Source organism: uncultured Microscilla sp. (assembly GCF_947493425.1).
In the GTDB taxonomy this organism is placed as follows: Bacteria; Bacteroidota; Bacteroidia; order Cytophagales; family Microscillaceae; genus Microscilla.
The window spans coordinates 1-24,594 of sequence record NZ_CANLRP010000031.1 but is presented as its reverse complement, the minus strand read 5'-3'; the positions used below and the strand labels follow the sequence as shown (position 1 = coordinate 24,594).

Annotated in this window: 10 protein-coding genes; 6 read left to right on the top strand and 4 right to left on the bottom strand. The window is 43.8% G+C overall.

Annotation, left to right across the window (positions count from 1 at the left end):
- Positions 1-22 precede the first annotated feature (22 nt).
- Both Q0954_RS10750 and Q0954_RS10745 read left to right on the top strand, forming a co-directional pair.
- Positions 23-1,951: a SpoIIE family protein phosphatase gene (locus tag Q0954_RS10750; RefSeq protein ID WP_299456681.1), complete on the top strand. Its 1,929-nt coding sequence runs from the start codon at positions 23-25 to the stop codon at positions 1,949-1,951.
- 398 nt (positions 1,952-2,349) lie between these two features.
- Positions 2,350-8,862 (top strand): LamG-like jellyroll fold domain-containing protein, encoded by a 6,513-nt coding sequence (locus Q0954_RS10745; protein WP_299456679.1) that lies wholly within the window; start codon positions 2,350-2,352, stop codon positions 8,860-8,862.
- 88 nt (positions 8,863-8,950) lie between these two features.
- Here Q0954_RS10745 and Q0954_RS10740 read toward each other — a convergent pair whose 3' ends face one another.
- Positions 8,951-9,232, bottom strand: a complete 282-nt coding sequence (locus tag Q0954_RS10740) for a hypothetical protein (protein WP_299456676.1) — start codon at positions 9,230-9,232, stop codon at positions 8,951-8,953.
- Between the two features lie 379 nt (positions 9,233-9,611).
- Between Q0954_RS10740 and Q0954_RS10735 the strand changes: the two genes are divergently transcribed.
- Positions 9,612-18,851: a LamG-like jellyroll fold domain-containing protein gene (locus Q0954_RS10735; protein ID WP_299456674.1), complete on the top strand. Its 9,240-nt coding sequence runs from the start codon at positions 9,612-9,614 to the stop codon at positions 18,849-18,851.
- Positions 18,852-19,200: 349 nt separating this feature from the next.
- On the opposite strand, the gene nadC is transcribed toward Q0954_RS10735, so the two are convergent.
- From nadC to Q0954_RS10720, 3 genes are all read right to left on the bottom strand, one after another.
- On the bottom strand, positions 19,201-20,070 hold the full coding sequence (gene nadC / locus Q0954_RS10730; RefSeq protein ID WP_299456672.1) for a carboxylating nicotinate-nucleotide diphosphorylase: 870 nt from the start codon (positions 20,068-20,070) through the stop codon (positions 19,201-19,203).
- A gap of 87 nt (positions 20,071-20,157) precedes the next feature.
- Entirely contained in the window at positions 20,158-21,009 is an 852-nt protein-coding gene (locus Q0954_RS10725) for a hypothetical protein (RefSeq protein WP_299456670.1), read from the bottom strand.
- 280 nt (positions 21,010-21,289) lie between these two features.
- A complete protein-coding gene (locus Q0954_RS10720) occupies positions 21,290-21,700 on the bottom strand; it encodes a DUF4783 domain-containing protein (RefSeq protein ID WP_299456668.1) in 411 nt (136 codons plus the stop codon).
- A 310-nt stretch (positions 21,701-22,010) separates the two neighbouring features.
- On the opposite strand from Q0954_RS10720, the gene Q0954_RS10715 reads away from it, so the two are divergent.
- Genes Q0954_RS10715 through Q0954_RS10705 form a run of 3 tightly spaced genes read left to right on the top strand, consistent with a single transcriptional unit; the run spans position 22,011 to position 24,469 of the window.
- Positions 22,011-22,700 (top strand): ABC transporter ATP-binding protein, encoded by a 690-nt coding sequence (locus Q0954_RS10715; protein ID WP_299456665.1) that lies wholly within the window; start codon positions 22,011-22,013, stop codon positions 22,698-22,700.
- 11 nt (positions 22,701-22,711) lie between these two features.
- Positions 22,712-23,509 (top strand): hypothetical protein, encoded by a 798-nt coding sequence (locus Q0954_RS10710; RefSeq protein ID WP_299456663.1) that lies wholly within the window; start codon positions 22,712-22,714, stop codon positions 23,507-23,509.
- A gap of 45 nt (positions 23,510-23,554) precedes the next feature.
- On the top strand, positions 23,555-24,469 hold the full coding sequence (locus tag Q0954_RS10705; protein ID WP_299456661.1) for a hypothetical protein: 915 nt from the start codon (positions 23,555-23,557) through the stop codon (positions 24,467-24,469).
- Positions 24,470-24,594: the final 125 nt, after the last annotated feature.

Genomic DNA, 24,594 nt, shown 5'->3' with positions numbered 1-24,594 from the left:
ATTCACATAAAATAATATTGAGATGATTTTAACAAGGTACTTTGGTTTGAAGTGGTATTTAACCACCCTAATGCTATTAGTGGGAATAGGCTTAGCAGCGCAAACTTCCTGGCGCAAAGCCAAAAAGACCAAAAAGGCAGACATTACAGTGTATCATATCAATTTTGCCCCCTTTATTTATACCAAAAATCAACAGGTTACCGGGCTGGAGGCAGAACTTTTACGTTACTTTGTAAAATTTGTCGGTAAAGAATATGGGGTAAAAATCCAACTCAACTTTGCTTTACAAAACAGCTTTGGTGAGGTATACAGTCAGGTAAAAAATGGAGCATCGGGAACCTTTGCCGCTTCTTCTTTTTCGGTGACCAGTGCCCGCAGAAAAGAAGTACAGTTTAGTCCGATCTACATGCCCGATATTTCTATTGTGATTTCAAGCAATAACCTTCCTATATTAGCCGACACCAACGACATAAACGCCAGTTTTGATAGCTTGACTGTAGTACAAGTGCCCAATAGTACCGATGTGAAACACATTCAGCGAATAGCCCCTTATTTTTCTAACCTCCAATACAAAAATATAGAGCATTTTGAAGACACCCCCTTAGTGGTGTCTCAAAACGATCACTGTATTGCCTATGTACAATTGACTACCTATTTTACTGCCCTACAAGACAATATCAAAGTAAAACGACAAAACCTTTTTCAAATCAATAAAATAGGAATGGCCATCGTATTGCCTCTGAAAAGTGATTGGGATGAGCCAATCAATGCCTTTTTTGCTTCCCCAGAGTTTAAGCCTTTGGTCAATCGTTTGATTAAAAAGTACTTTGGAGAGGGTGTAACCGACTTGATTTGGCAAATAGCCCAAACAGAAAGTGGTAACGATAAAAATGTATTGTTATTGACCAAAGAAAAAGAATTGAAAGAGCTGGAAATTGCCAAAAAACAGTTGGAGATTAATCGACAGGTATGGCAACGCAATGCCTCTGTCATAGCAGTATTGGCAATATTGATCATTGCGTTTTTTATTTACAGCCGCTATCAACTCCAGCAAAAAAGCAATCAACTGTTAAAGCAAAAAGGTGCTGAGCTTGCCAATAAAAACGAGGAACTGAGACAGCAGCAAGAGCAAATATTGACGCAACAACGCTTTATAGAGAACAAAAATACAGAACTGGAACGAAAAAATAAAGAAGTGGCAGCAAGTATACAAACCGCTCAAGTGATTCAGAATGGCATATTGCCGCACGAGCAACGTTTGCAAGCCTTGTTGTCTGATTATTTTGTGTTGTACCAACCTAAAGACATCGTCTCAGGTGACTTTTACTGGGTAGCCTACCGCGACAACCGGGTGTTTTTGGCGGTGGCTGATTGTACCGGACACGGAGTACCAGGCGCGCTTATGTCTATGGTGAGCTATATGATGTTGGACAAACTGGTAATGATGGAAAAACTAGACAACCCTGCTGACATCTTGAACCGTTGCCATGTAGATTTACAAAAATCGTTGCAGGGCAACAATGAAATGAACCAACAGGGGATGGATATTATTTTTCTGACGTTAACTCCGTTGGAAAACGGGCAGGTATCTATAGTTTTTGCGGGTGCCAAACGCCCATTGTACTATATTGCTGCAGGCGAAACCCATCTGCAAGAGATAAAGGGCTGTAGACGATCTATTGGTGGTTTTCACCGTAATAACTTGTTGTTTACTCAACACGAACTGGTGCTTGACCAAGAGAGTGTTATTTATCTGACTACGGATGGGTTTGCAGACCAAAATAACAGAGGTCGGAAAAAAGTTGGGACCGATAAATTCAAAGAATTATTGCAAAGCATTGCTCCCAAAAACAGAGATGCCCAAAAAGAAGACCTGCAAAGTTTTTTACAAACCCACATGGCCGACACTACCCAACGTGATGATATTTTGGTGATGGGGGTTAGGTTATAATATTTTGTTTGTGCGATTACTAAAGTCGTGTTCAGATATAACTCATCAACAGACACCTACTATGATCAAGCCCTACCTGTAGTTGATGGTGTATTGCACCAATATGCATTGTTTTCCAAGGCTTACCGCTCTTATGTGCTTATCACAAACTAACCCCTCCTTATTACTTATGTAAGTAAAATTACGCGATAAAGTTAATTGTAATAATTGTTGTATAAACTTACGTGGTATTTTGCCGATATTTATTAGAGTAAAGTTTTAATTAATCCCTTGTATTTGTATTTTGGTAGAAGCAATACTTTGTTTTGCTAAAAAACATTCTGAAACTAACATTGTGCGATTGATCGGCTTTGCTGATTTTGTCGGACTATGACACCTCAACTTATACAACTATAGAAATGAAAATAACAACTACTCAAAGGCTGCAGTATGCAGGCTTGCTTCAAACTATTGATCGAAACAAACCCAAAGCTGCCGTCTGGCAGTTTTTATTCACCTTACTTTGCTTGATTACCTTGGTTGGCTTTCAGGGGTGGGCACAAACCAATAATGCGCTTGACTTTGATGGGACTGGTGATTATGTAGATGTGCCAGATAATGCCATTCTTGATTTTAACAGTCAAGCGTTTACCCTTGAGCTTTGGGCAAAAAACGCAGGGGCAGGCACCCAAATACTTGTCAGCAAACGAAACGGTGGGCAAGGGTATGACCTGGTTCACGACGGAACTAACTTTGTATTTACTGTACAAGACGGATCGGCTAATACGGTGCAATTATCACATAATGCCACCTTTCAGACAAGCTGGACCCACATAGCCGCAAGCTATGACCCCACCACTGGCACAGACAATATCAAATTGTATATAAACGGGGTAGAAGTAGCCAAAGCCAGTGATAACTCTGCTGGGGACTTAAGCAATGCATTTGCCTTTCGTATGGGAACTAATGAAGGTGTAGCCAGTGAGTTTCAAGGGCAAATAGACGAGGCGCGAGTATGGAACGACATCCGTACCCAAAAAGAAATTTCGCTCAATATGAACAACCCTGTTGCAGGGAACGAAGCCAACCTGGTGGCGTATTACCCGCTCAACGAAGGCATAGCCAATGGCAACAACACCGCACTTACTACAGTGTTTGATGCTACTACCAACAACCTCAACGGAACTTTGAATGGTTTCGCCAAAACGGGTACTACCTCTAACTTTGTGGCGGGTTTTACCGCAGTGAACAGTGCGTTGGATTTTGATGGAGGGAGTGATTATGTAGAAGTGGCTGACAATGCTTCTCTTGATTTTAACAACCAGGCTTTTACTATAGAGCTTTGGGCGAAAAATGCAGGTGCGGGTACGCAAACCTTGATAAGTAAACGTAACACTGGGCAGGGTTATGATCTTATTCACGATGGAACTAATTTTATTTTTACTGTAGATAATGGAGGAGGAGGAACGGCTACTGTAACTCATACGGCGGCTTTTCCTGCTACTTGGACTCACATAGCCGCAAGTTATGATCCTGCTACTGGGACTGTCATTATTTATATAAATGGAGAAGCAGGTACCACTGCTACTGGTACCACTTTGTTAGATGCATCCAACGCAGAAACTTTGCGTTTGGGAGCCAATGGAGCAACAGGTAACTTCTTTACTGGGCAAATAGACGAAGTACGTATCTGGAATGTAACCCGCACTTGTGCCCAAATCAAAGAAACTAAAGATGTAGAACTTAAGGGGAATGAAACAGGTTTAGTAACCTATTACAATTTTAACTATGGAACGGCTGGAGGCACCAATACGGGCATTACTACCTTACCTGATTTAAGTACCAATACCAACAATGGTACTTTGAATACTTTTGCCCTTTCGGGAGCTACTAGCAACTGGGTAGACGGCTCAGGTAACAATGTAAGTGGCAATAGCCCCAACCTGCAACCTGAAATAAATGTAAAAGCCAACGGCAATGATGTATTGACGGGAAGCACCACTATTAATACCACCCTCAACACCTTTTTTCCTTTTACAGCCATTGGTAGCAATGTATCACAAACTTTTACTTTACAAAACACAGGCACAGGTACTTTGACGATGAGTTCAGTCACTAGCTCAGATGCCAACTTTACAGTATCTACTTTGAGCAACCTTACGGGGGGCAACAATACCACTTTTACCATTACTTATGCGCCTACCATGTCGGGTATGCACACCTCTACCATCACCATCAATAGCAACGATTGCGACGAAGCAGCTTATACTTTTCAAGTACGGGGTACTGGTGCTTCGGGCAATACCAATGCTTTAGATTTTGATGGGGTAGATGACCATGTAACGGCTAGTTTGGATGGAACAGGGCTAACTAATGTGACTGTAGAGATGTGGTTAAATCCTGGAGTGTTGGGTACCAACAATATTTTACATTGGAACAATGCTTTGGCAGGAGCCAGCCCTTTTATAGATTTTAAAGATGCTTCAGGAACCCTCAATGTAAATGTAAACGGAGGCGACAATCTTTCTACTACTATTTTGGCAGGGCAATGGGTGCATATAGCTTTGGTTCACGATGGTACTGACTGGCGTTTGTATAAAAATGGACAATTGGCGGGAACCTATACAGGTGGTACTGCCAACATTGCCAATGCTACGGCTTTGTTTATGGCAGGGGGAGCGACTGGAAATTATGATGGATTGATAGATGAAGTACGTGTTTGGAACGATGTGCGCACTCAAGACGAAATCGTTGCCCAGATGAACAATGAGCTAGTAGGAACCGAAGCCAATCTGGTAGCTTATTACAACTTTAACCAAGGTACAGCAGGAGGCAATAACACTACCGAACTTACTGTGCTAGATGCCAGTCTTAACGGCAACAATAGTGCTGATATTAGCACTACTGGCTTTGAAACGGGCACACCTTCTACAAGTTTGAACGAAGGCACCACCTCTAACTATGTAGCTGGGTTTACCAAAATCAACAACGCGTTGAGTTTTAACGGGACAACCGATTATGTGGCAACTGGTTTGAACCTACCAGCAGGTGATTTTACTATGGAAGCCTGGATTCAATATGAAGGAACTACAGGAGCTAATTTTCAGCCTATTATTGCCAGTGTCAACCAACAGTTTTTTATTGGCAAAAATAACGGGAATACTGAGTTTGGTATTCAAGATGGTGATTATAAAACAAATGCAAATAGTAATAATGCTTTTGATGGTAACTGGCATCATGTGGCAGTTACTCGTAGTGGTACCACTATTAGTGTATATGTAGATGGTAGCTTTGCCTATGCTGATACTTTTACAGGAGCAGCCGCTAGTGCGTTGAACATAGGACACGAACCTGAAGGTGGAGGATATTTTTTCACTGGAAAAATAGACGAAGTGCGTATTTGGAGCACCGTGCGCACTTGTGCCGAAATCAATGCCTACAAGGGCGTAGAGCTTACGGGAACCGAAACAGGTTTAGTAGCTTATTATAACTTTAACCACGGAACCGCCGCTGGCAACAATACTGGGCTTACTACCTTACCTGATATAAGCACTAATAATAATACAGGAACCCTGACCAACTTTGCGGGGTTAGACGGCAGCGTTAATAGTGGACAAACCTCTAACTGGGTAGATGGTTCGGGCAACAATGTAAGTGGAACTACCCCTGCTAATCAGCCCGAAGTCAATGTACAAGGAGGTAGCCCTTTGACTACTATAACCGATGGCGATGGCGTGCCCGATGCAGGAGACAACACCGAGTTTGGGAGTGTATATGTAGGCACTGGCAAAACTGTGACTTACACCATCCAGAATACAGGAGCCGCCACACTAAACATTACCAGTATTATACTTGCCGGTTCAACCGATTATACCTTGGGTACGCTTAGTTTCCCTATTAGTGTAGCATCGGGTAGCTCTACCACGTTTGAAGTCACTTTTGCGCCAAGTGCTGCCACGGCCGACATTGGTACTACCGTGACGATCAACAATAGTGATTGCGACGAAGGAGTATATGATTTTGCCATCAAAGGCACAGGTCTACAGGCTGCCCCTGGTGGGGTAACGACTAACCTTACTTTTTGGGTAAAAGCAGATGTGGGGGTTACAGTAAATATTGCTGATGTAACCGAATGGGCTGACCAAAGCGGCAATGGGTTGCACCTAGATGCTGTAGTAGGCACACCTACGTTGACAGATGCTTCCAACGGCTTAAACTTTAACCCAGTAGTTAACTTCTCTGGCAACACCAACCGCTTGCTTAGGGCAAGCGTAGCAGGTTTAAGCTTACGAACCAATACCACAGTAAGTACTTATGGGGTGTATAATACCAATAGTGCCGAAGGTTTGGTGTTTGAACATGGGTTTGGTACTGCTGAACGGTTTACATTAAAAACTCAAAACCAAGTCTGGAACAACGAGTCTTTGATTACCGCACCTTCGCCCATTACTACTACTCCTTCTATAGGTACTTTTATTGTCAATGTACCCAATGCTACTTTTTACACCAATGGAGCTGCCAATGGCACTACCTCGTCGCATACTGCGGCAACCGACGATACCCAAACCTTGTATGTAGGGTCGCGAGCCAACAATAGCTTAGGGTTAGATGGTGACTTGGGCGAGTTGATTATGTATAGCTCGGCACATTCGGCTACCAACCAACAGAAAATAGAATCTTACTTAGGGCTTAAGTATGGCATTACCAAAGCGGGCGATTATCTAGCCTCTGATGGCACCACCAAAATGTGGGATGCTACTGTAGGAGCTGCTTATTTGAACAACATTGCAGGCATAGGGCGAGATGATGCTTCAGCGCTGAACCAAAAGCAGTCTAAGAGCATCAACTCAGGAGCAGCCCTTACTATAGGTGTGGGCACGGTGGCAAGTGACAACCTCAACAATACCAATATTTTCTCGGCTGATAAGCAATTTATGGTTTGGGGGCACAACAATGGGTTGACCGATTATACTGCCAATAAGGTAGATGCGGGTGTGCCTAATGCAGGGGTAGATGGGCGTATTCCTAGAGTATGGCAAATACAAGATGGAGGGGTAGGAGCCACTCAGGTAAAATTTGACATTAGTCAATTCAGTAATTTTACCGCTACCACTGCCGGAGAGTTTGCCCTCTTGATAGACGATGATGGTACTGACTTTTCAAATGCTACCATAGTCATTGCCAACGAGTTTGCCAGCAATGTGGTTACTTTCAACAATATTGATTTTGGTGGCACTACCAAATACATTAGTCTGGGACAATGGAAAGGAGCGACTACCAGCGCCGAAAAAGGCACATATTTGAGTTGCAATGGTACCAATCATTATGTATCTACTGCCTCGTTGGTAACCAATGCCAATACCAACTTTACTGTAGAAATGTGGTTTCAATGGGATGGAGCCGGAGCAGGCGACCGCACTTTGTTTTACAACGGTGCCACAGGAAGCAGCAATGGTTACGGATTGGTATTTGACGGTACCCATGTGGTGCCTAGGATAAACGGAGCTAAAGTAAGCAATACTACCACTACCATTGTTGCCAATACCTGGTACCATGTAGCGTTGGTAGGCGATGGTGCCAACCTCAAACTATACGTTAATGGAAAAGAAGAAATCTTAGGTTCTACCGCCTTGCCTGCTGTGCCTACTACGGGCACCTTTATTGGCTCAGATAATGGTGCTGGCAACTATTTTTCTGGAAAAATAGAAGAAGTAAGGTTTTGGAATGTTACCCGTACAGAAACTCAATTGAGGGAGTACATGCACCTTACTTTAGAAGGTTCAGAAAACGGCATTGTGGCTTATTACCAGTTCAACGCTAACAGCGGTAATGCTATAGATGCTATAGGTGGCAATAATGGTACTTTGCAAAATGGCGTCACTCGCACTACTTCTGACTGTCCGGTAGGCAAAGGGCGCAGTGTCACCAATAACATTACTACATCGGGCAATCAAGTGTTTGCCAATACTGGAGTAGCTATCAATTTTGCCGCAGGCGTATTGCCCCAAGGCGATGTAGTAGTGACCCAGCTCGATGGAGTAGATACCCCTACCAATGTGCCTACCGATGTAACAACTTACCCAAGCGCTTATTGGATTGTGCGCAACTACGGCGCCAACAGTAGCTTTACCCAGCTTGCCCAAATTGAGTTTACCATTCCTGGTGGCAATACGGTATCAGTAGCTGACCAAACCAACCCCAGCAACATTGGGTTATACAAGCGTGCGTCTAGTGCGGGCAGTAGCGACCCTTGGGTGTTTATGGGAGGTGCCACCACTGCCAACGCTTCTACTGGAGTCATTACTTTTACTGCTTTCAGCCCTGCCTTTACCGCGTTTAGTCAGGTAATGCCTGCCACCGTGAATGGTGGAACCAGTGGCTTACCCGTTACTTTGAGTAGCTTTGATGCAGTGCGTGAAGATAATCAGCGCGTATTGGTGCGTTGGCAAACCCTTAGTGAACACAATAATGCTGGCTTTGAAGTACAAAAAAGTGAGAATGGCATCGACTTTAAAATTTTGGGCTTTGTAGATGGAGCGGGCAACAGTAACGAAAAACGCAACTACCAGTTTACCGATGTTCAAGCAAATCGTTCGGCGTACTATCGCCTCAAACAACTAGACAATGACGGCAAGTTTAGCTACAGTCCGGTGAAGTTTGTACAAGGTGTAGACCTGCAAACCTTGAGGGTATACCCCAATCCATTTACCAACGAGCTTACGCTTGATTTTGGTGGCAAGAGTACCACCCAATTGCCTGTATATGTTGCATTATATACCGCACAAGGCAAAAGAATATTGCAACACCGTGGTAAAATAAACGAAGTACAAACTGCCATCAATCAAGGCATTGCCAGCCTCCAGCAAGGCATGTATGTGCTGCGGGTAATGGTGGGCAATAAAGTCTATATAAAAAGAATCATGAAGCAGTAAATCTGCTTCTTTGTAAGTTGAGAGAAAACCTGTGGAGTCTTGATATTCCACAGGTTTTTTTGTGATTAAATACCACCTAATTTCGTCCTTAACTCATGTTTTGAGCAATATTTTTTAGGCTGTCATTATAAGTTTTGATCATGTTGTTTAAGGCAGAGTTTTGTTGACTGTATTGGTTCATCAAAGATTGCAATTGCAACATGTCAGAAGGGCTACTAAGACCACTACTCATCAGCGTATCTATGTCGCTTTGTATACCCGCCAATTGGGTTTGCATTGCCTGAATGTAGTCAGGGTAAGTACCTCCTTTAATGGCTTGCGCTTGAGAGGTAACCAATGCTTGTGCTTGAAAATTTTCTAAACTTTTCATTGTATGAATAATTAAGGAATGGTGTAAAAATAAAATTACTTTGATAAAAACAATTCCCTTATCAGGAAATGTAAACTCATAAAGCGTAGGGAGCTTGTATGTACTGAGCTTACGAGAAAAAAAGATCTTTTTTTGTAATGAATTAGATGTAACTGTGATTCTGCTAAGAATAAATATAAACTTAACCTAGAAGCTAATGTGTTGTAAATCAGTAGCAAAGTGACTGCCATACCCCATGTGAACCACTGGCTGGCTTGTCGAAAATTTTCAATCCCCCTTACTTATTTGTATTTTTATAGCCTAACTAATCACCACGCTTAATATAGCCGATCCGCTATGCTGATAAGATCATTATTAGATATCTGAAATTTTTAAACACATGCAAATGAGTACCCATCGTAAACTATGCGGGTTAACCCATGCACTTTACCCACAAAGCATCTTAACTTCGTTCGTACATTTCAAACAAAAAAACTTATTCAAAATTTGTTGGTTCACCCTGGGCTTATGGCTTTGTTGGGGGGCAGCTGTTCAGGCACAAGTTGCTTACAATAATGTTGATAACTTTGACCGTGCCGACAATAACTCTTTGGGGGCACCCTGGATAGAAAATGAAGCCGATCCAACCCAACTTTCTATTACAGGCAATGTCTTGAATGCGGTGAATGCTGGGCTTACTGGATTGGAACCCACCAATGCTACCCGTGACCTCACGGCCATTCATGCCAGCTTTGATTTGGGGCAGTCCAAAATAGGTTGGTCTTTTCACATGGATTTCAATCGACCACCCACTGGTTGGGGAACCATTACTTACGGTTTAGGTTGGGTGCTTACTGCCAACGAAACCGATCTGAGTAGTGCCACCGTAGATGGTTATGCTTTGCTTTGGACGAAAACCAACGAAGAATTAGTGCTGGTGCGTTTTGAAAACGGAATTGCTGGCGATGACCCTGGAACCATAGTGGTTTCTACTGGTCTAACCCATAGTACAGTGGGTTCGGCTGGGGTAAATGTGCGGGTAGAAGTAACTGCCGAGGGAGTTTGGACAGTCTATTGGGAAGCAGGGGTAGCTTTAGCAATTGCTACCGATATTGATGCAGGCAGTGCTACAGGAACAGACAATACCTTATTTGCTGATGCCAACCAAAAATATACAGGTCCTATTTGGGCACATAATACAGGCATTGACCCAAATAACTCAGGAAACTTCGATAACTTTTCTTTTGGCATAGAAACCTCTGACGTAACCCTGGCTTCAAGCGTAAGTACTGTAGCTGCCAATGTAATACAAGGTAGTCAACACCACCCCGTGTACACCTTTGATCTGGCGGCAGCCAACGCCGATGCAACACTTACTCAGGTTAGCTTTACTACCGCCGGAACTTATACCGTTTCAGATATCAATGCTTTTACTTTGTGGTTTTCTGCTGACAATACCCTTGACGTAAACACTGATCAGGCAATTGCTTCGCTCACTACTGCTTTGGGAGCCGGAGCACATACTTTCACTGCCTTTACTCAGGCGATCAACGGTGGTACTACAGGCTACTTTTTTGTTACTACCAATGTAGCTCCCTTGGCTACAGCAAACAATACTATAGAGGTAACTCCGGCTATCACCACCGCCGATCTGACTTTTTCGGGGTTGGTCAATAAACTAGGCACTGCGGCAGCTGGAGGTACCCAAACCATTGTAGCTTGCAATACTCCCGACAATGTAACCAACCTAAGCGCAACAGCCCTCAACACTGAGGCAGTATTGAACTGGGCAAATGGTAATTGTTATGACGAAATATTGGTGGTGGTCAAAAGTGGTAGTGTTGTAACCAATGCCCCCACAGGTGACGGTTCGGCTTATACGGCAGATGCTGCTTTTGGATCAGGCACCGATTTGGGCGCTTCAGAGTTTGTGGTGTTTAAAGGCACTGCCACTACCGAAACCATTACCAGTCTGACCAATAATACCACTTATTTTTTTAAAGCATTTGGGCGCAAAGGAACCAATTGGAGTAGCGGAGTAGAGTTAAGCACTACCCCAAGGGCAACATTGCTTACCTGGGATTTTGATGGGCTTACCGGAAACGAAACCAACGTAGTGTCCAGTGCTCAAGCCGCCAATGTATCTACCATTAGCCCTAGCAATGTCGTCTCTCGTGGAGCAGGCGTTAACCCTTCGCCAAATGGCGATCGATTTACTTCAGATAGCTGGGCAACTACCAATAACACTATAGACAATGCCATTGCCACCGATGAATATGTGCAGTGGACTATAGAGACAGATGATGGCTTTGCCATGAGCCTAAGTTCAGTATTGTTAAATATGCAACGTTCTGCTACTGGTCCCAACAGCTTCGTACTACGTAGCAGTTTAGACGGGTACACTTCCAATTTGGCGGAGTTTTCATTTACTACTGTCAGTACTACCGAAACCCAAAATATAGCCCTCAGTGGTTTTGACAATTTGGTGCAACCCATTACTTTTCGTTTGTATGGAGCAGGAGCTACCAATGTGGGAGGCAATTTTGGTTTTGAAACCACTGCTCCAGGCACTGCCGACTTAGCCGTGTATGGGGTGATCAATGCAGTAAGCGCTACCATTGCCACCTCTACCAATACCCTTACTGGTTTTGGTGCCAGCACCGCCGCAGGAGCAGGGGCGTCGGCTTCGCAAAGCTTTCGCGTAAGCGCCGAAAGCCTCACCGCAGATGTGGCAGTTGCCCTAAGCCCCACCACTGGCTTTGAACTGTCTACCGACAACATCACCTTTTCGTCAACCCTCACCGATTTGGGACGTACCGGAAACGACCTGACCAATGAGCCTGTTACCATTTATGTACGCCTTAAACCGGGCTTGGCAGCAGGCAACAAGTCGGCTACCATTACCTTAAGCAGTACTGGTGCTGTCAATCAGGTAGTGACATTATTGGGTAATGCGGTGGCACATAATGGATTAGCTTTTGACGGCACCAACGATTTTGTAGGTGTGAGCGGGTATGCAGGCATTGGGGGCACCAGTGCCCGTACTGTAGAAGCTTGGGTAAAAACCAGCAATACCAACGCGCAGGTGATTACCCGATGGGGAGCCAGCAATGGTGAAGAATGGCTGGTACAAATAACCGGTGGTAGGCTTCAGGTAGCGGCTAACGGCAAGTCTAACACTGGCACAAGTGATATAGCCGATGGTAATTGGCACCATGTAGCGGTGACTTTTGCCAATGATGGTACTCCGAATATAAGTGACGCCATACTGTATGTAGATGGTACAGTAGACGCTTCATCGTTGATAGTAAGCGGTTCATTTAACACCAATATTTTATCCAGTACGGTATTGATTGGAAAAAATGCCGATGATACCCGTTTTTTTGAAGGTACTATAGATGAACTGCGAATATGGAGTGTGGCACGTACCCCATTAGACATTCAAGAAAAAATGCGCTGTGAACTTACAGGCACCGAAACAGGACTGGAAGCTTATTATAACTTTAACCAAGGCGTGGCTGAAGATAACAATGGTTTTATTACTGCCCTCAACGATGCCACCGCCAATGCTCGCAATGGCGATCTCAATAATTTTGACCTGACGATTGGCAATGCTACTTCTAACTTTGTAGCGGGCAGTGCCGCTGTCAATGTCAACCGGGAAATAAACCTGCGAGGCAACGGCATTGCTATAGCCAGTGGCGATGTTACTCCTGTAATCACTGATGATACCGACTTTGGTGATGTAAGCGCCAACACAGCTCTTACCCGAATCTTTACCATTGAGAATACAGGTACCGAAACCTTGACTCTTACCAACCCTGGTGCTTATGTAACGCTTTCGGGAGCAGGCACAAGTGTGTTTAGCATTGTCCAGCAACCTGCATCGGGAAGCATTGCGGGGGGAGGCAGTCAGACTTTTGCTATTAGGTTTACCCCCAACAATGTAGGCACGCTTGCTGCCACGGTGACCATTCGCAGCAACGATTGCGACGAAAATTTGTACACTTTCACGGTGCAGGGTACAGGTACACCACGGGCGCCGTTGGCAATAGAGGCGTTGCAAAAAACAGTGACCTTAGATTTTAGGAATTATACTGGAACGGGAGTTTCTGCCAATCCTACCATTGCTCAATTACACTCTACCAACTGGGCTTTTTCAGGAATGAGTGATGGACAGGTGCTGCACGGTGAAACCAACACCACCGGAGACTATGCCCAAGGCACCAGTACTGGTGGAGTGAGTACTCCAGGATTATACGCTTTTGATATTAACAGTAATACTGCCTTTGGGCTGCAAGCCAATGGTACCGACTTTAACAACGGAAAAGCCATACTACGTTTGCAAAACCAAACAGGTTCTACCATTACAGCGGTACAAGTTGCTTATAATTTGTTTGTGTTCAACGACCAGGACATTGCCTCTACCATCGATTTGGAGTACAGCACCGATGGGGTAAGTTATACTGCCCTGCCTGATTTTACTTTTACTTCACCTACTACCAGCACTGGGGCGACCTGGTCGTCAGCCAATGCCTTGAGTGGCTTTATCAGTGGTTTGCGTTTGGCGGGGGGTGCGTTTTTATATCTTCGCTGGAGCAATGCCTTGTCAGCGGCCGCTGAAGCCGACGAAATAGCCTTGGATGATATTCAGGTAACAGCCTATGCCATATTGAATGCCCGCACCAATGCTTTGTCGTTGGATGGCACGGGCGATTATGTAGAAGCAGCAGATAATAACTTGCTCGATATTGATGGGGGTAGTGGCGAAAATTTGACGATTGACCTTTGGGCAAAGTTTGCCACTACTACAGGTACACAAACTTTGTTAAAGAAAAGAACAGGTACTGGGCAAGGCTACGAGCTTAACTATGATGGCACCCAGTTTAATTTTATTGTAGAAAACGGAAGCAACAACGAGCAGAGTGTTTCTTATGTAGTTACCCCTTCGGTGACCGATTGGACCCACATTGCCGCACGATTTAATAGTACCAATGGCGACTTGACCCTATATGTGAATGGAGTAGAGAGAGCAAACAGTGCTGGAGTAGCCGCAGGTTTTGATTTGTCGAATACGGCTGTTTTAAGAATAGGCGCTGATGATGCCGGAGCCAATGGGTTCAATGGTGCAATAGATGAATTGAGTATTTGGACATCGGCACGAACCGAAGATGAGATCAGGGAAAATATGCACTTGAACCTGCTAGGTGATGAAGCGAGTCTGGTGGCGTATTACCAGTTGAGCGAAGCCGCCGGAAGTACTACTACTGCCGAGTTGATTGGGTTTTCTACCGGGACATTGCATGGCAATGCTACTTTTATTACGTCTACTATTAACCTGGGGCGCAATGGTACCAGCAACACCCAAACAGTAGGTGCGGGTGGTTTCCCTATAAGTGTAGATTTTAATACAGGAAACGACGCCAACCTCACCATGAGTTTTTCGGCACATTCAGTCACCGAAAAGTTTGCCGTGACTTATCAGCAATATGCCCCCAATGCTACCACAGGCATTGCCGTGTCAGAAACCAACTATAGCATCCCCCGCTGGACTATCAACAAAGCCAATGGTGCCAGTACCTTTACGGCCGATGTCACCTTTCATTATCCCGACAATACCTTTGACAACTTAGTACCCCGCAACTATGTGTTATACAATCGGGCAATGGGTGCCGATGGCACCTGGACCAAACTAAATATAATACCCAGTGCTATGACTGCCAACACGATCAAGTTTGACGGAGTAACTACGGTGGGGCAGTTTATGGTGGTGCGTGAGCAAGACAAACCTGATACTGTTCGGGGGCAAATGCTTAGTCTGGATGGTACTGGAGATCAGGTAGAAATAGCCGATCAATCCAGCCTTAATTTTAATAACCAAAGCTTTACTGTAGAGCTATGGGCAAAGTCTACTGGGGGCGGGGGTGACCAAACCTTGATAAGTAAAAGAAATGGAGTTGCCGGGTATGAGTTGGTGTACAAATCGGCTACCAACCAATTGGAGTTTACCGTGCGAGATGCCGGAGCAGGCTTGGCAAGCGTTACAGTGAGCAGTTTTACTTTAAGTACCATCGACTGGACTCATTTGGCGGTGTCGTATAACGCCACCAATGGTGAAGCAAGCGTATATGTCAATGGTTTGACGCCCACTACTGTGGTGGGTACGGTTAATTTAGATGCCAGTAATGCTTTGCCCTTGCGCATTGGAGCAGATGGCGCTGGAGCCAACTTTTTTCAGGGAACTATAGACGAAGTACGTTTGTGGAACACGCTGCGAACCGCCAACGAGTTAAGAGAAAATATGCACCTGACTTTGCTGGGTACCGAAACCAATCTGGTGGGGTATTGGCAGTTTAACAACGACGCCAGAGACTATATTGGGGGCAACGATGGCACCCTCAACGGTAATGCTTCAGTTACAGTGGCTTCTACTGTAAACGTTGGGCGTACTGGTGCTTCGCAAACGGTAAATGTGCCGTTGACTACTACGGGCAATCAAGATTTTACGGCAAGTGCCAATGTATCAATCTCTATCACTGCGGCTCAGGCAGTGGCCAACGATGGTATAACCGTCACTTATCAACAATTTATCCCCAATGCCAATACAAACATCACAGGTACTACTTTACTGGATAATCCGATGTGGACGATCAATAAGTCTACCTCCAATGGCACATTTACTGGCGACATTACTTTTACTTTTCCAACCAATGTATTTACTGACCGTTATGTTTTGGGCAATTATGAACTGTATCGTCGTGATATGGGTGCCGATGGAGCCTGGACAATTACCAACCTAAACGCTACGGCAATTACTGACAATACCATTACTTTTACTGGTTTTGACAATACCCACATCGGCCAATTGATGGTAGTGCGTACCAGCGAAGTCGCTCCCGATCGGAGTAGGGGGAGTATGCTTACACTGGATGGTGTGGGCGACTATGTAGAAATAGCTGACGATAATAGCCTTGATTTTGCGGGACAAAACTTTACCATAAGCCTTTTGGTAAAAGCCAATGGAGGTAGTGATGACCAACCCTTGATAAGCAAACGCAACGGGGGCGCAGGCTACGAACTGACTTATAAACAAGCCTCTGGTCAGCTGGAGTTTACGGTAGACAATGGCGCAGGGAGTATGGCTACCGCCACTGTAAATAGTTTTACCTTAAGTGCGGCAGAGTGGACGCATGTGGCGGTGTCTTATAATGGTGCTACCGGAGCAGCAAGTGTATACATCAATGGACAAAACCCAGTACAGGTAAACCAGGCAGCAATAGACCCAAGCAATGCCTTGGCGTTGCGAATTGGGGCAAACATGGCGGGAACTAATTTCTTTCAAGGCTTTATAGATGAGGTGAGGCTTTGGAACACCGTGCGAAGCCAGGATCAAATAAGAGAGGCAATGCATTTGACTTTGCGAGGCTCAGAGACAGGTATTGTAAGTTATTATCAGTTTAACGGAGATAGCAATGACGACATTGGGACAAACAATGGCACCCCCAACGGCAACGCCAGCATTGCGGCAAACTCTACTGTAAACGTAGGTAGGCCTGGAGCCACCGAAAGCCATAGTATTGCTGCAGGGGCTGCTACCCAAAACTTTAGTGCCGCCAATGTAAGTGTAAACTTTACAGCACACTCGACGACTGAAAACTTTACTGCTACTTACCAACAATTTGCCCCCAATGCAATAGTGGGCATTACAGGTACTACCTTGTATCAGAACCCTATGTGGACAATCAATAAGGCAGAGGTAACAGCTACATTTACGGCAGATATTACCTTTACCTTTCCTGCCAATACTTTTGACCAGTTCATTGCTGCACACTACGCTTTGTACCGCCGCAATGTGGGTGCCGATGGTACCTGGACACTGGCAGTGGCACAGGCTACCGCTATCACCAGTACCTCTATTACTTTTGAGGGCATCAACGATATAGGACAATATATGGTGGTGCGTACCACCGAAACCGCCCCTACAGGTAGCGCGGGCAATTGTTTGAGCTTCGATGGAGCCACCCAATATTTGAGTACCGCTACTGTAGTGACCAATACACAAGACAACTTTACTATAGAAGGATGGGTGCGTTGGGATGGTGGAGGCACTGCCGATCGTTTGTTTTTTTATAATGGCGATTCTGAGAATGTGACCACTACCACAGGGTATGGAGTAGGCATCAACGAAGCCAATACTGTGACAGCCTTTATTGGCAATGGTACGGCCACCCTTACCGAGCTCAGTTCGGGTAAGGCACTTGCCACAGGCGAATGGGTGCACATAGCCTTGGTGCGTCGGGCAACCAACTGGTTTATTTATGTAGATGGGGTAGAGTTTGATTTAAGCAATACCAGTACCCCGAGTGTACCCACAGTAAGCACTACCTTGGGTGGAGGCACCAGCGGAGCAAAACACCTCAATGGACGTTTGGAAGAGTGGCGTATGTGGAGTGTTGCCCGTTCCATTATCGAAATAAGAGAACGCATGCACTTGATTAATTTTGGCAATGAAGCTAACTTGATTGCCAACTGGCAGTTGAATGAAACCAGTGGCAGTACTGCTTTTGATTATGTGGGTGATTTTGATGCTACTCATAACAATACCCCAACAATCACTACTTCTACAGCACCCATAGGCAGAGGGGTAAGCAATACCACCGATGTATCTACGGTGAGCCAAGACGTGACCTTTGGCGCTACCCGCTTACGCATTGTATTTGGCAATATTCAGGTGCCTGGGGGCGATGTAGTAGTCACCCGTTTAGATGCTTTCGCCAATACTTCGCCTACCCTTACTACAGCCAGTACCTATTGGGTGATCCACAACTACGGAGCAAACCCTACGTTTACCAACCTTGCCACAGTAGAGGTTACCCTGCCTTCTGGCGATGAGGTATCAAACGAGGATGAGTTTACGCCGGCAAACATTAAATTATTTAAACGGGCTTCTGGTTCCGATGGTAGTTGGGGGGCTTCGTTAGGTGGGGCAGCCAGTGCCAGCAACACCACCAAAGTGATTACTTTTAGCAACCTCACTGGTTTTACCTCATTTAGCCAGGTATTGGTAGGCAGCGACGGTACGTCTGGTTTGCCAGTGGTGTTGGCAAGCTTTGAAGCCAAACGCCAAACAAATGCCCAGGTGCAATTGCGTTGGACGACCATATCGGAGCACGATAATGCAGGGTTTGCCATAGAAAAAAGCCATAACGGTACAGACTACCAACCCATTGGTTTTGTAGAGGGTGCAGGTAATAGTGCAGAAAAAAAGCATTATCAATTTATAGACAACAATGCCTTATCATCTGCATATTACCGCCTAAAGCAAGTAGATATAAACGGAGAAACTACTTATAGTCAGGTACGCTTTGTGCAAGGAAACGACCTGATTCGCCTGGTGGTATACCCCAACCCGTTTGCCCAACAAATAACGTTGAGCCTGAGCGGAAGTTTTGCTACTCAATTGCCCTTAAGGGTTACAGTTATTACTCTACAGGGTAAAACAATGGTAAGTACCAAAGGCGACCTGTCTGAAGTACAAAATGCCTTGAATACCCGCATCCATAGTTTGCCCACTGGTACTTATTTGATGAAGGTAGTAGTAGGAGGGAAGCTGTATATAAGGAAGGTAGTAAAAGAGTAAAGGGCAAGAAAACCTTCGTTACTTGTTATAAGTTTATTGGGTTTGTCATATTAAAATACAAAATCACCAAAAAGGTGATGATTAAATAACAAGCTCTAAAGCACAAATCCCGTTTCAGGAATGTCTGAAACGGGATTTTTTAACTATCAACTACTAACTGATTATATTTATAAGTACTTGATAATGAGTGTGCTATATGGTTGTTAAGTGCCTGTAAACCAAATCTACAGCAGTTGATTGTGATAGGCTCAACGCAGTTAGGGTGTACCTAGACCCCAGTGGAGGCTATGCCGACATCCCGCTTGCGGAGCCCCTAGGGCCTTATAGGTATAGGTATAGGTTAATAGCATTAATCAATCGCCTTAAGGCTAATATCCAAACTTTTGATAGAGTGGGTAAGCGCCCCCACCGAAATAAAGTCGACTCCAGTTTCGGCCACTTCTTTGATGGTTTCGAGCGTAATGCCTCCCGAAGCCTCCGTAGTAAACCTACCCCCAATCAATTCCACGGCAGTGGTCATATCCTCTACCGACATATTGTCGAGCATAATCACCTCTATATTGCCTACCCGTAGCACCTCTCTTACCTCATCAAGGTTTTGAGTTTCAATCTCTATTCTTAGCTTTTGACCGTTGTCTTGTAAAAACTGGCGGGTTTTGTTGATTGCTTGTTCAATACCCCCTGCATACGCAATGTGGTTGTCTTTAAGCATGATCATATCATACAAGCCAAAGCGATGATTGACCCCACCACCAATTGCCACTGCCCATTTTTCGGGCATTCTGAAGTTGGGCGTAGTTTTTCGGGTGTCCAGCAACTTTGCCTTGGTGTGGGCAATACGTTGGTTGATCTGATCGGTATAAGTAGCAATACCACTCATACGTTGCATACAATTGAGCACCAAACGCTCGGCCTTGAGAATCGACTGCGCTTTGCCCGTGACTATTAAACCAATATCGCCATGCTTTACCTTGGAGCCATCCTCTATTTTTACATCCAAGATCAGGTCAGCATCTACTTGACGAAATATGTGCCGGGCAAGGTCTACCCCAGCCAATATACCATCGTCTTTGATAATTAAACGTGCCTGACGCTCAGCATCGGCAGGAACAGAAGCAAGCGAAGAAAAATCACCCTCGCCCACATCTTCTATCAAAGCAGCCGCGATAAACTGCTCGATATTTTCGGGAGTTAAATATGTTAATTCTTGAGTTTTCACAGAGCAAAAGTATAACTTTTAGGCGAGAGCCCCAATAGAGACAAGCTCTTAGATCTGCTTGCTTGTTGCTTACATTGTGTGTTGCTATTACAGTTGCTCAATTTGTTCTTTGTTCAAATTGGTCACCTTCATAATATCTTCGGTAGAAAAGCCTGCTTTTTTCATGTTCAGCGCAGTTTGAAGTATGCCTTTTTCCATACCCTTCTCCATGCCTTTCTCTATACCCTTCTCCATACCCCTCTCCATGCCCTTTTTTTCTCCTTCTTCAATTCCTGCCTTTCTTCCCTTTTTATAAAAATCATCTTTTTTTATGTCGTAAGTGATTGCCATAGTATTTAAAGTTTCCTGAGTGATTTTAAATAAATTTCTTAACCTCGCCAATGTGAGCAAATGGGAGATATATTTTTGTAACGTTGCCTCAACATCGATTAGTTCTTGTAAACGCCCAATTATTTTTGCTAAAACAATGTGTGCTTCCTTGCTTTTAAAATTCCCCAAAATTGCCAGAATAATTTCTTCTGGAATATCAGACTCTAACAATGGTTGGTAGTCAAGCGCTTGTATTTCAATGAGTTGATAACCATTAAAAACCTTAGAGGGAGGTAGTTGATTGTGCATTTTAGACGGTTGTTGCCCCAAATAAATTACAAATTGACGAATGGGTAAATCATACCTTTCACCAATCAATGCGTGGTAGAGTCGCATTCTTTCCAGCATTTTTGGGTGGTCAGTGCTCTGAAATTCCAAATGAACAATGAGCTCTTCTCCCTGAGCAGTAAGCACCTTCTGTAAAAAATCAGTTTCTCGTTCTACAGTTCTTTGTAGTTTCTCTCTGATAGGCTCATTTTTGATTACCTCAATGCCCAAATACCTTTTACTTAAGCTGGGAAAAATAGCCGCAATATTTTCTTTAATTAGTTTGTCATATTCTTGTGCCATGGAAGACAAGGTAGTTGAAAAACAAGTTTAAACAAAATGTTTAATTTGGAAATGTTTATATTGTTTTTTTGAATAAAAAACCAGTTTGAGATGGCTTGATCTTCAAACAGTAGGGCTTTTTTATAAGAAGGCATCAACCAAAGCAAGACTTTTAGAGGTAAGTAATGGTTTGTTGAAGCGAGGCCTTATTCTCATATTTGCAACTTAGCAAGTTTTCTGAAAAAGTCAATCATTTGGCAACTGCCAAGAGTAAGCAACCACCTCGTGTTTACTGACAATTTTAAAACGTTTCCACAAAAATCAGCTTTTCGATCAAGAAATCTTTTTGGTGAGGAACAAGCAATATTGCCAGGCTATAGTTTTTGCCATACGATTTGTAGGTGCCAAGGGTATAGTGACGCCCTGACTTCATAATGCCTTGATGCAAGTATTGAAAGTTTACTGGAGGGTATTGTCTGAAGAACTCACGCATCACAAAAGTAGCTTGAGTTTTACTGTAGAGGAAGTTTTCGTGGTTAATACTAAGGCTTACCCTTTCGGTAAATTGACGGGAAAGCATGTGGTAGTTGCTTTGGGTGAGCGCTACCTTTACCCGGTCTGTAATCTCGTTTTCGGCTTTGGCAATACAGCCCTCCAATAACAAGACAGATAAGAATACAACTAAAATATTTTTTAATAAGCCAGCAACCATTCAAAATAATTTTACCCACCTACGGCTAAAATTATGCCACTGAATTTGGCAAGGTTGACAAAACAACTCAAGCATTTTATTTATGTGCTGGCACTTGCGGTACTTTTTGCGGGCAGTAAAGCCTGACAACCAACTCAATAAGAAGAGCATTGTTAAAATTTGACTTGCCAGTGATGGACTATAGACAAGGTTTTGAAATAAATAAAATCCAAAAGTTAACGCTTAAAGACGTATAGCTTAATGAGCACTTAAATTGCATTTTAATGACTTTATCAATTTATTTGCCCCGTATATTACCAAAACAAAGGCCGTGGAGAATATTATAGAAACCCATCAGTTGGTAAAAACTTTTAATGCAGGCAAACCCAACGAGGTACGCCCAGTGCGTGAAGTAAACCTCCAGATCAAAGAAAATAGTTGTGTGGTACTCAAAGGTCCTTCGGGGTCGGGCAAGACCACCTTGCTTACCCTGTTGAGTTGCCTTGCTAAACCTACCGCGGGTAAACACATTTGTATGGGTGAACACGTATCGCGGTGGTCTGAAAAGTTTCTTACCCGTTTTAGGCAACAACACATTGGAGTGGTTTTTCAGCATTTTCAATTGGTCAAAGGTTTTACTACTGCAATGAATGTAGCTTTGCCACTGGTGCCCCAACAAATAAAGCAAAGTAAAATGAACCAAATGGTGGCGCAGGTAGTAGCCCAGGTAAACCTACAGCATCGCTTGCACTTTAAGGTAGACAACCTGTCGGGAGGAGAGCTACAACGGGTAGCTATAGCCAGGGCATTGGTAAACAACCCTACGATTATTCTTGCCGATGAACCTACTGCGCACCTCGACCGAAAGCTTTCGGTAAATATTTTAGATATATTTGCTGCGCTAAAAGCCCAGGGAAAAACCTTGATATTGACTACCCACGATCCTTTGGTAGAAGACCACCCAATGGTAGACCATAGCATTACAATGCAAGATGGAGTGATTGTGAGCGAAGAAAAATAAGTCTATACACTATGGATAATAATATTGAAGACTACAATTTGTTGCACGCCCACCCCGACAAACTGCTTGTGCGGGACGATTACCAACAGGTAATGAAACGGGTGGTATATAAATTTATGAAACGGGGTTTTTTTAAAGGGTTTGCAGTAGACGACCTACAACAGGAGCTTAATGTGGCGTTTTTGACCCAAAAAATGGCGTATATTCAAAAAAACTATAAGCCCAACGATGGTTTGTTGATTAGTTACTTTGAGCGTGCTGTATATAACAAGTGCATTGACATTAGTAAGTTGAGCATACACCAGCAAGAAAACCGCAAGGAGGCGCTGGAGGGTTATATGATCAAACCTCAAAATGCCAACCCTGAAAGTAAACTTATTTTTCAGGAAATATTAGAAGGGGAGGTCAATAAACTAAAAGACTACCTGCGTATGTTTACCCGCACCAAGTTTAGGTTGTTGCTGTTGCTCAAGCTGTATGCCCGTATTGTGCTCGATAAAAACGACTTGACCAGCTATTGTCCCAAGATTCAGGCAAAAACCCTCAAAGATTTTTTGGCAACTTATGGTGTGCCTTACAGCAACAAAAAAGACAAAGAAGTATACAATGATGTGATCCCTTTGTTTAATGCCTGTGACCAGAAAAAAAATACTCCAGATGCTTTACGCAAATGGATCAATGACCGTACTCAAGAACTCATGAAAATGTTGAATGAGGGTGGGGAACGGGAGTATGACAAAGAAAAACTAAAAAACTTGATTCAAATGTTACCTAAATCTCCATTTTCCGGGAGCACAACCAGTAAGTAGTGTTGATAAAGAGTAAAACAGTTATTTGGCATTCAAAAGTCAACTATGAATAAAAATTCCAACTTTTTTGATGAAAAGGGACATCTCAACGATGCCGGAATAATGCTTTGGGCAGATGCCCTGCGGCTACAGCGAGAGCTTGAACTACCCGAAGCATTGCAGGAACATCTCGAACTGTGCAGTCAATGCCGAATGAGTGTATTTGATTATTATGAATTTAAGAAAGAGGATGACATTGCTGAATTGGCAAATCATTTTTATTTTGATCATAAGGAGGTAAGCGAACAACCCGTAAAACAGACTCCTGTAAAGCCAATAACAACTGTTAAAACCAAAGGTAGGACAGGCATTGTACAAAGGCAAATTGCAGTAGCTGCCAGTGTAGTTGTTTTGTTGGTGGCAGGTTTTTGGGTAGCACAAAACATCAACAAAAAGCCCGCTAAAAATCCAGGGCTTGCCAATCAAAATGTATCAGACACCAACCGTAATGCCCCCTCGGTCAAAGATAAGTCTGTGAAGACCCAACCCAATAAATTGGCAGAGAAAAACATGGATTCGGCAAAGCAAAAGAGCAATGAACCACCTAAAGTAAAAGAGGTGATTCAAAACCCACCTGCACCTGTTTTTGACGATGCCATTGCGTTTTTAGACCAAAAGATTCAACGAAATACCCGCAATAGAGGCAACCAGAAGGCAAGCCAACCCAAACAAGGCGCTGCATTTAAAGCTGGTGAACCCATTGGGTTTAGCTGGGATAGTAGCCAGGCAGCCGAAACCTTTGAGCTGAGATTGTTCACTAAAAACACTCAAGGCATGCCCCAAATCATTAAAATTGATGGAGCTACCAGCCAATACAAGTTTACTGGTCAACTAAAAAGTGGCAAACACTACTGGCGTTTGTTTAAGGTAAACCAAGGGCGTAAAAAAGAGATAAGTTTGGGAAGCTTTCAGGTAAAGTAATTGGTTGCTACTTGACAAAGTAGGTTTATTAGCAAAAAAAGGAGCCATTAGGAACGACACTAGATAATTAATAAAAAGCAACATCAGGATTTTCAAAAAACTTCTTGATGATGCTTTTTTTGTTT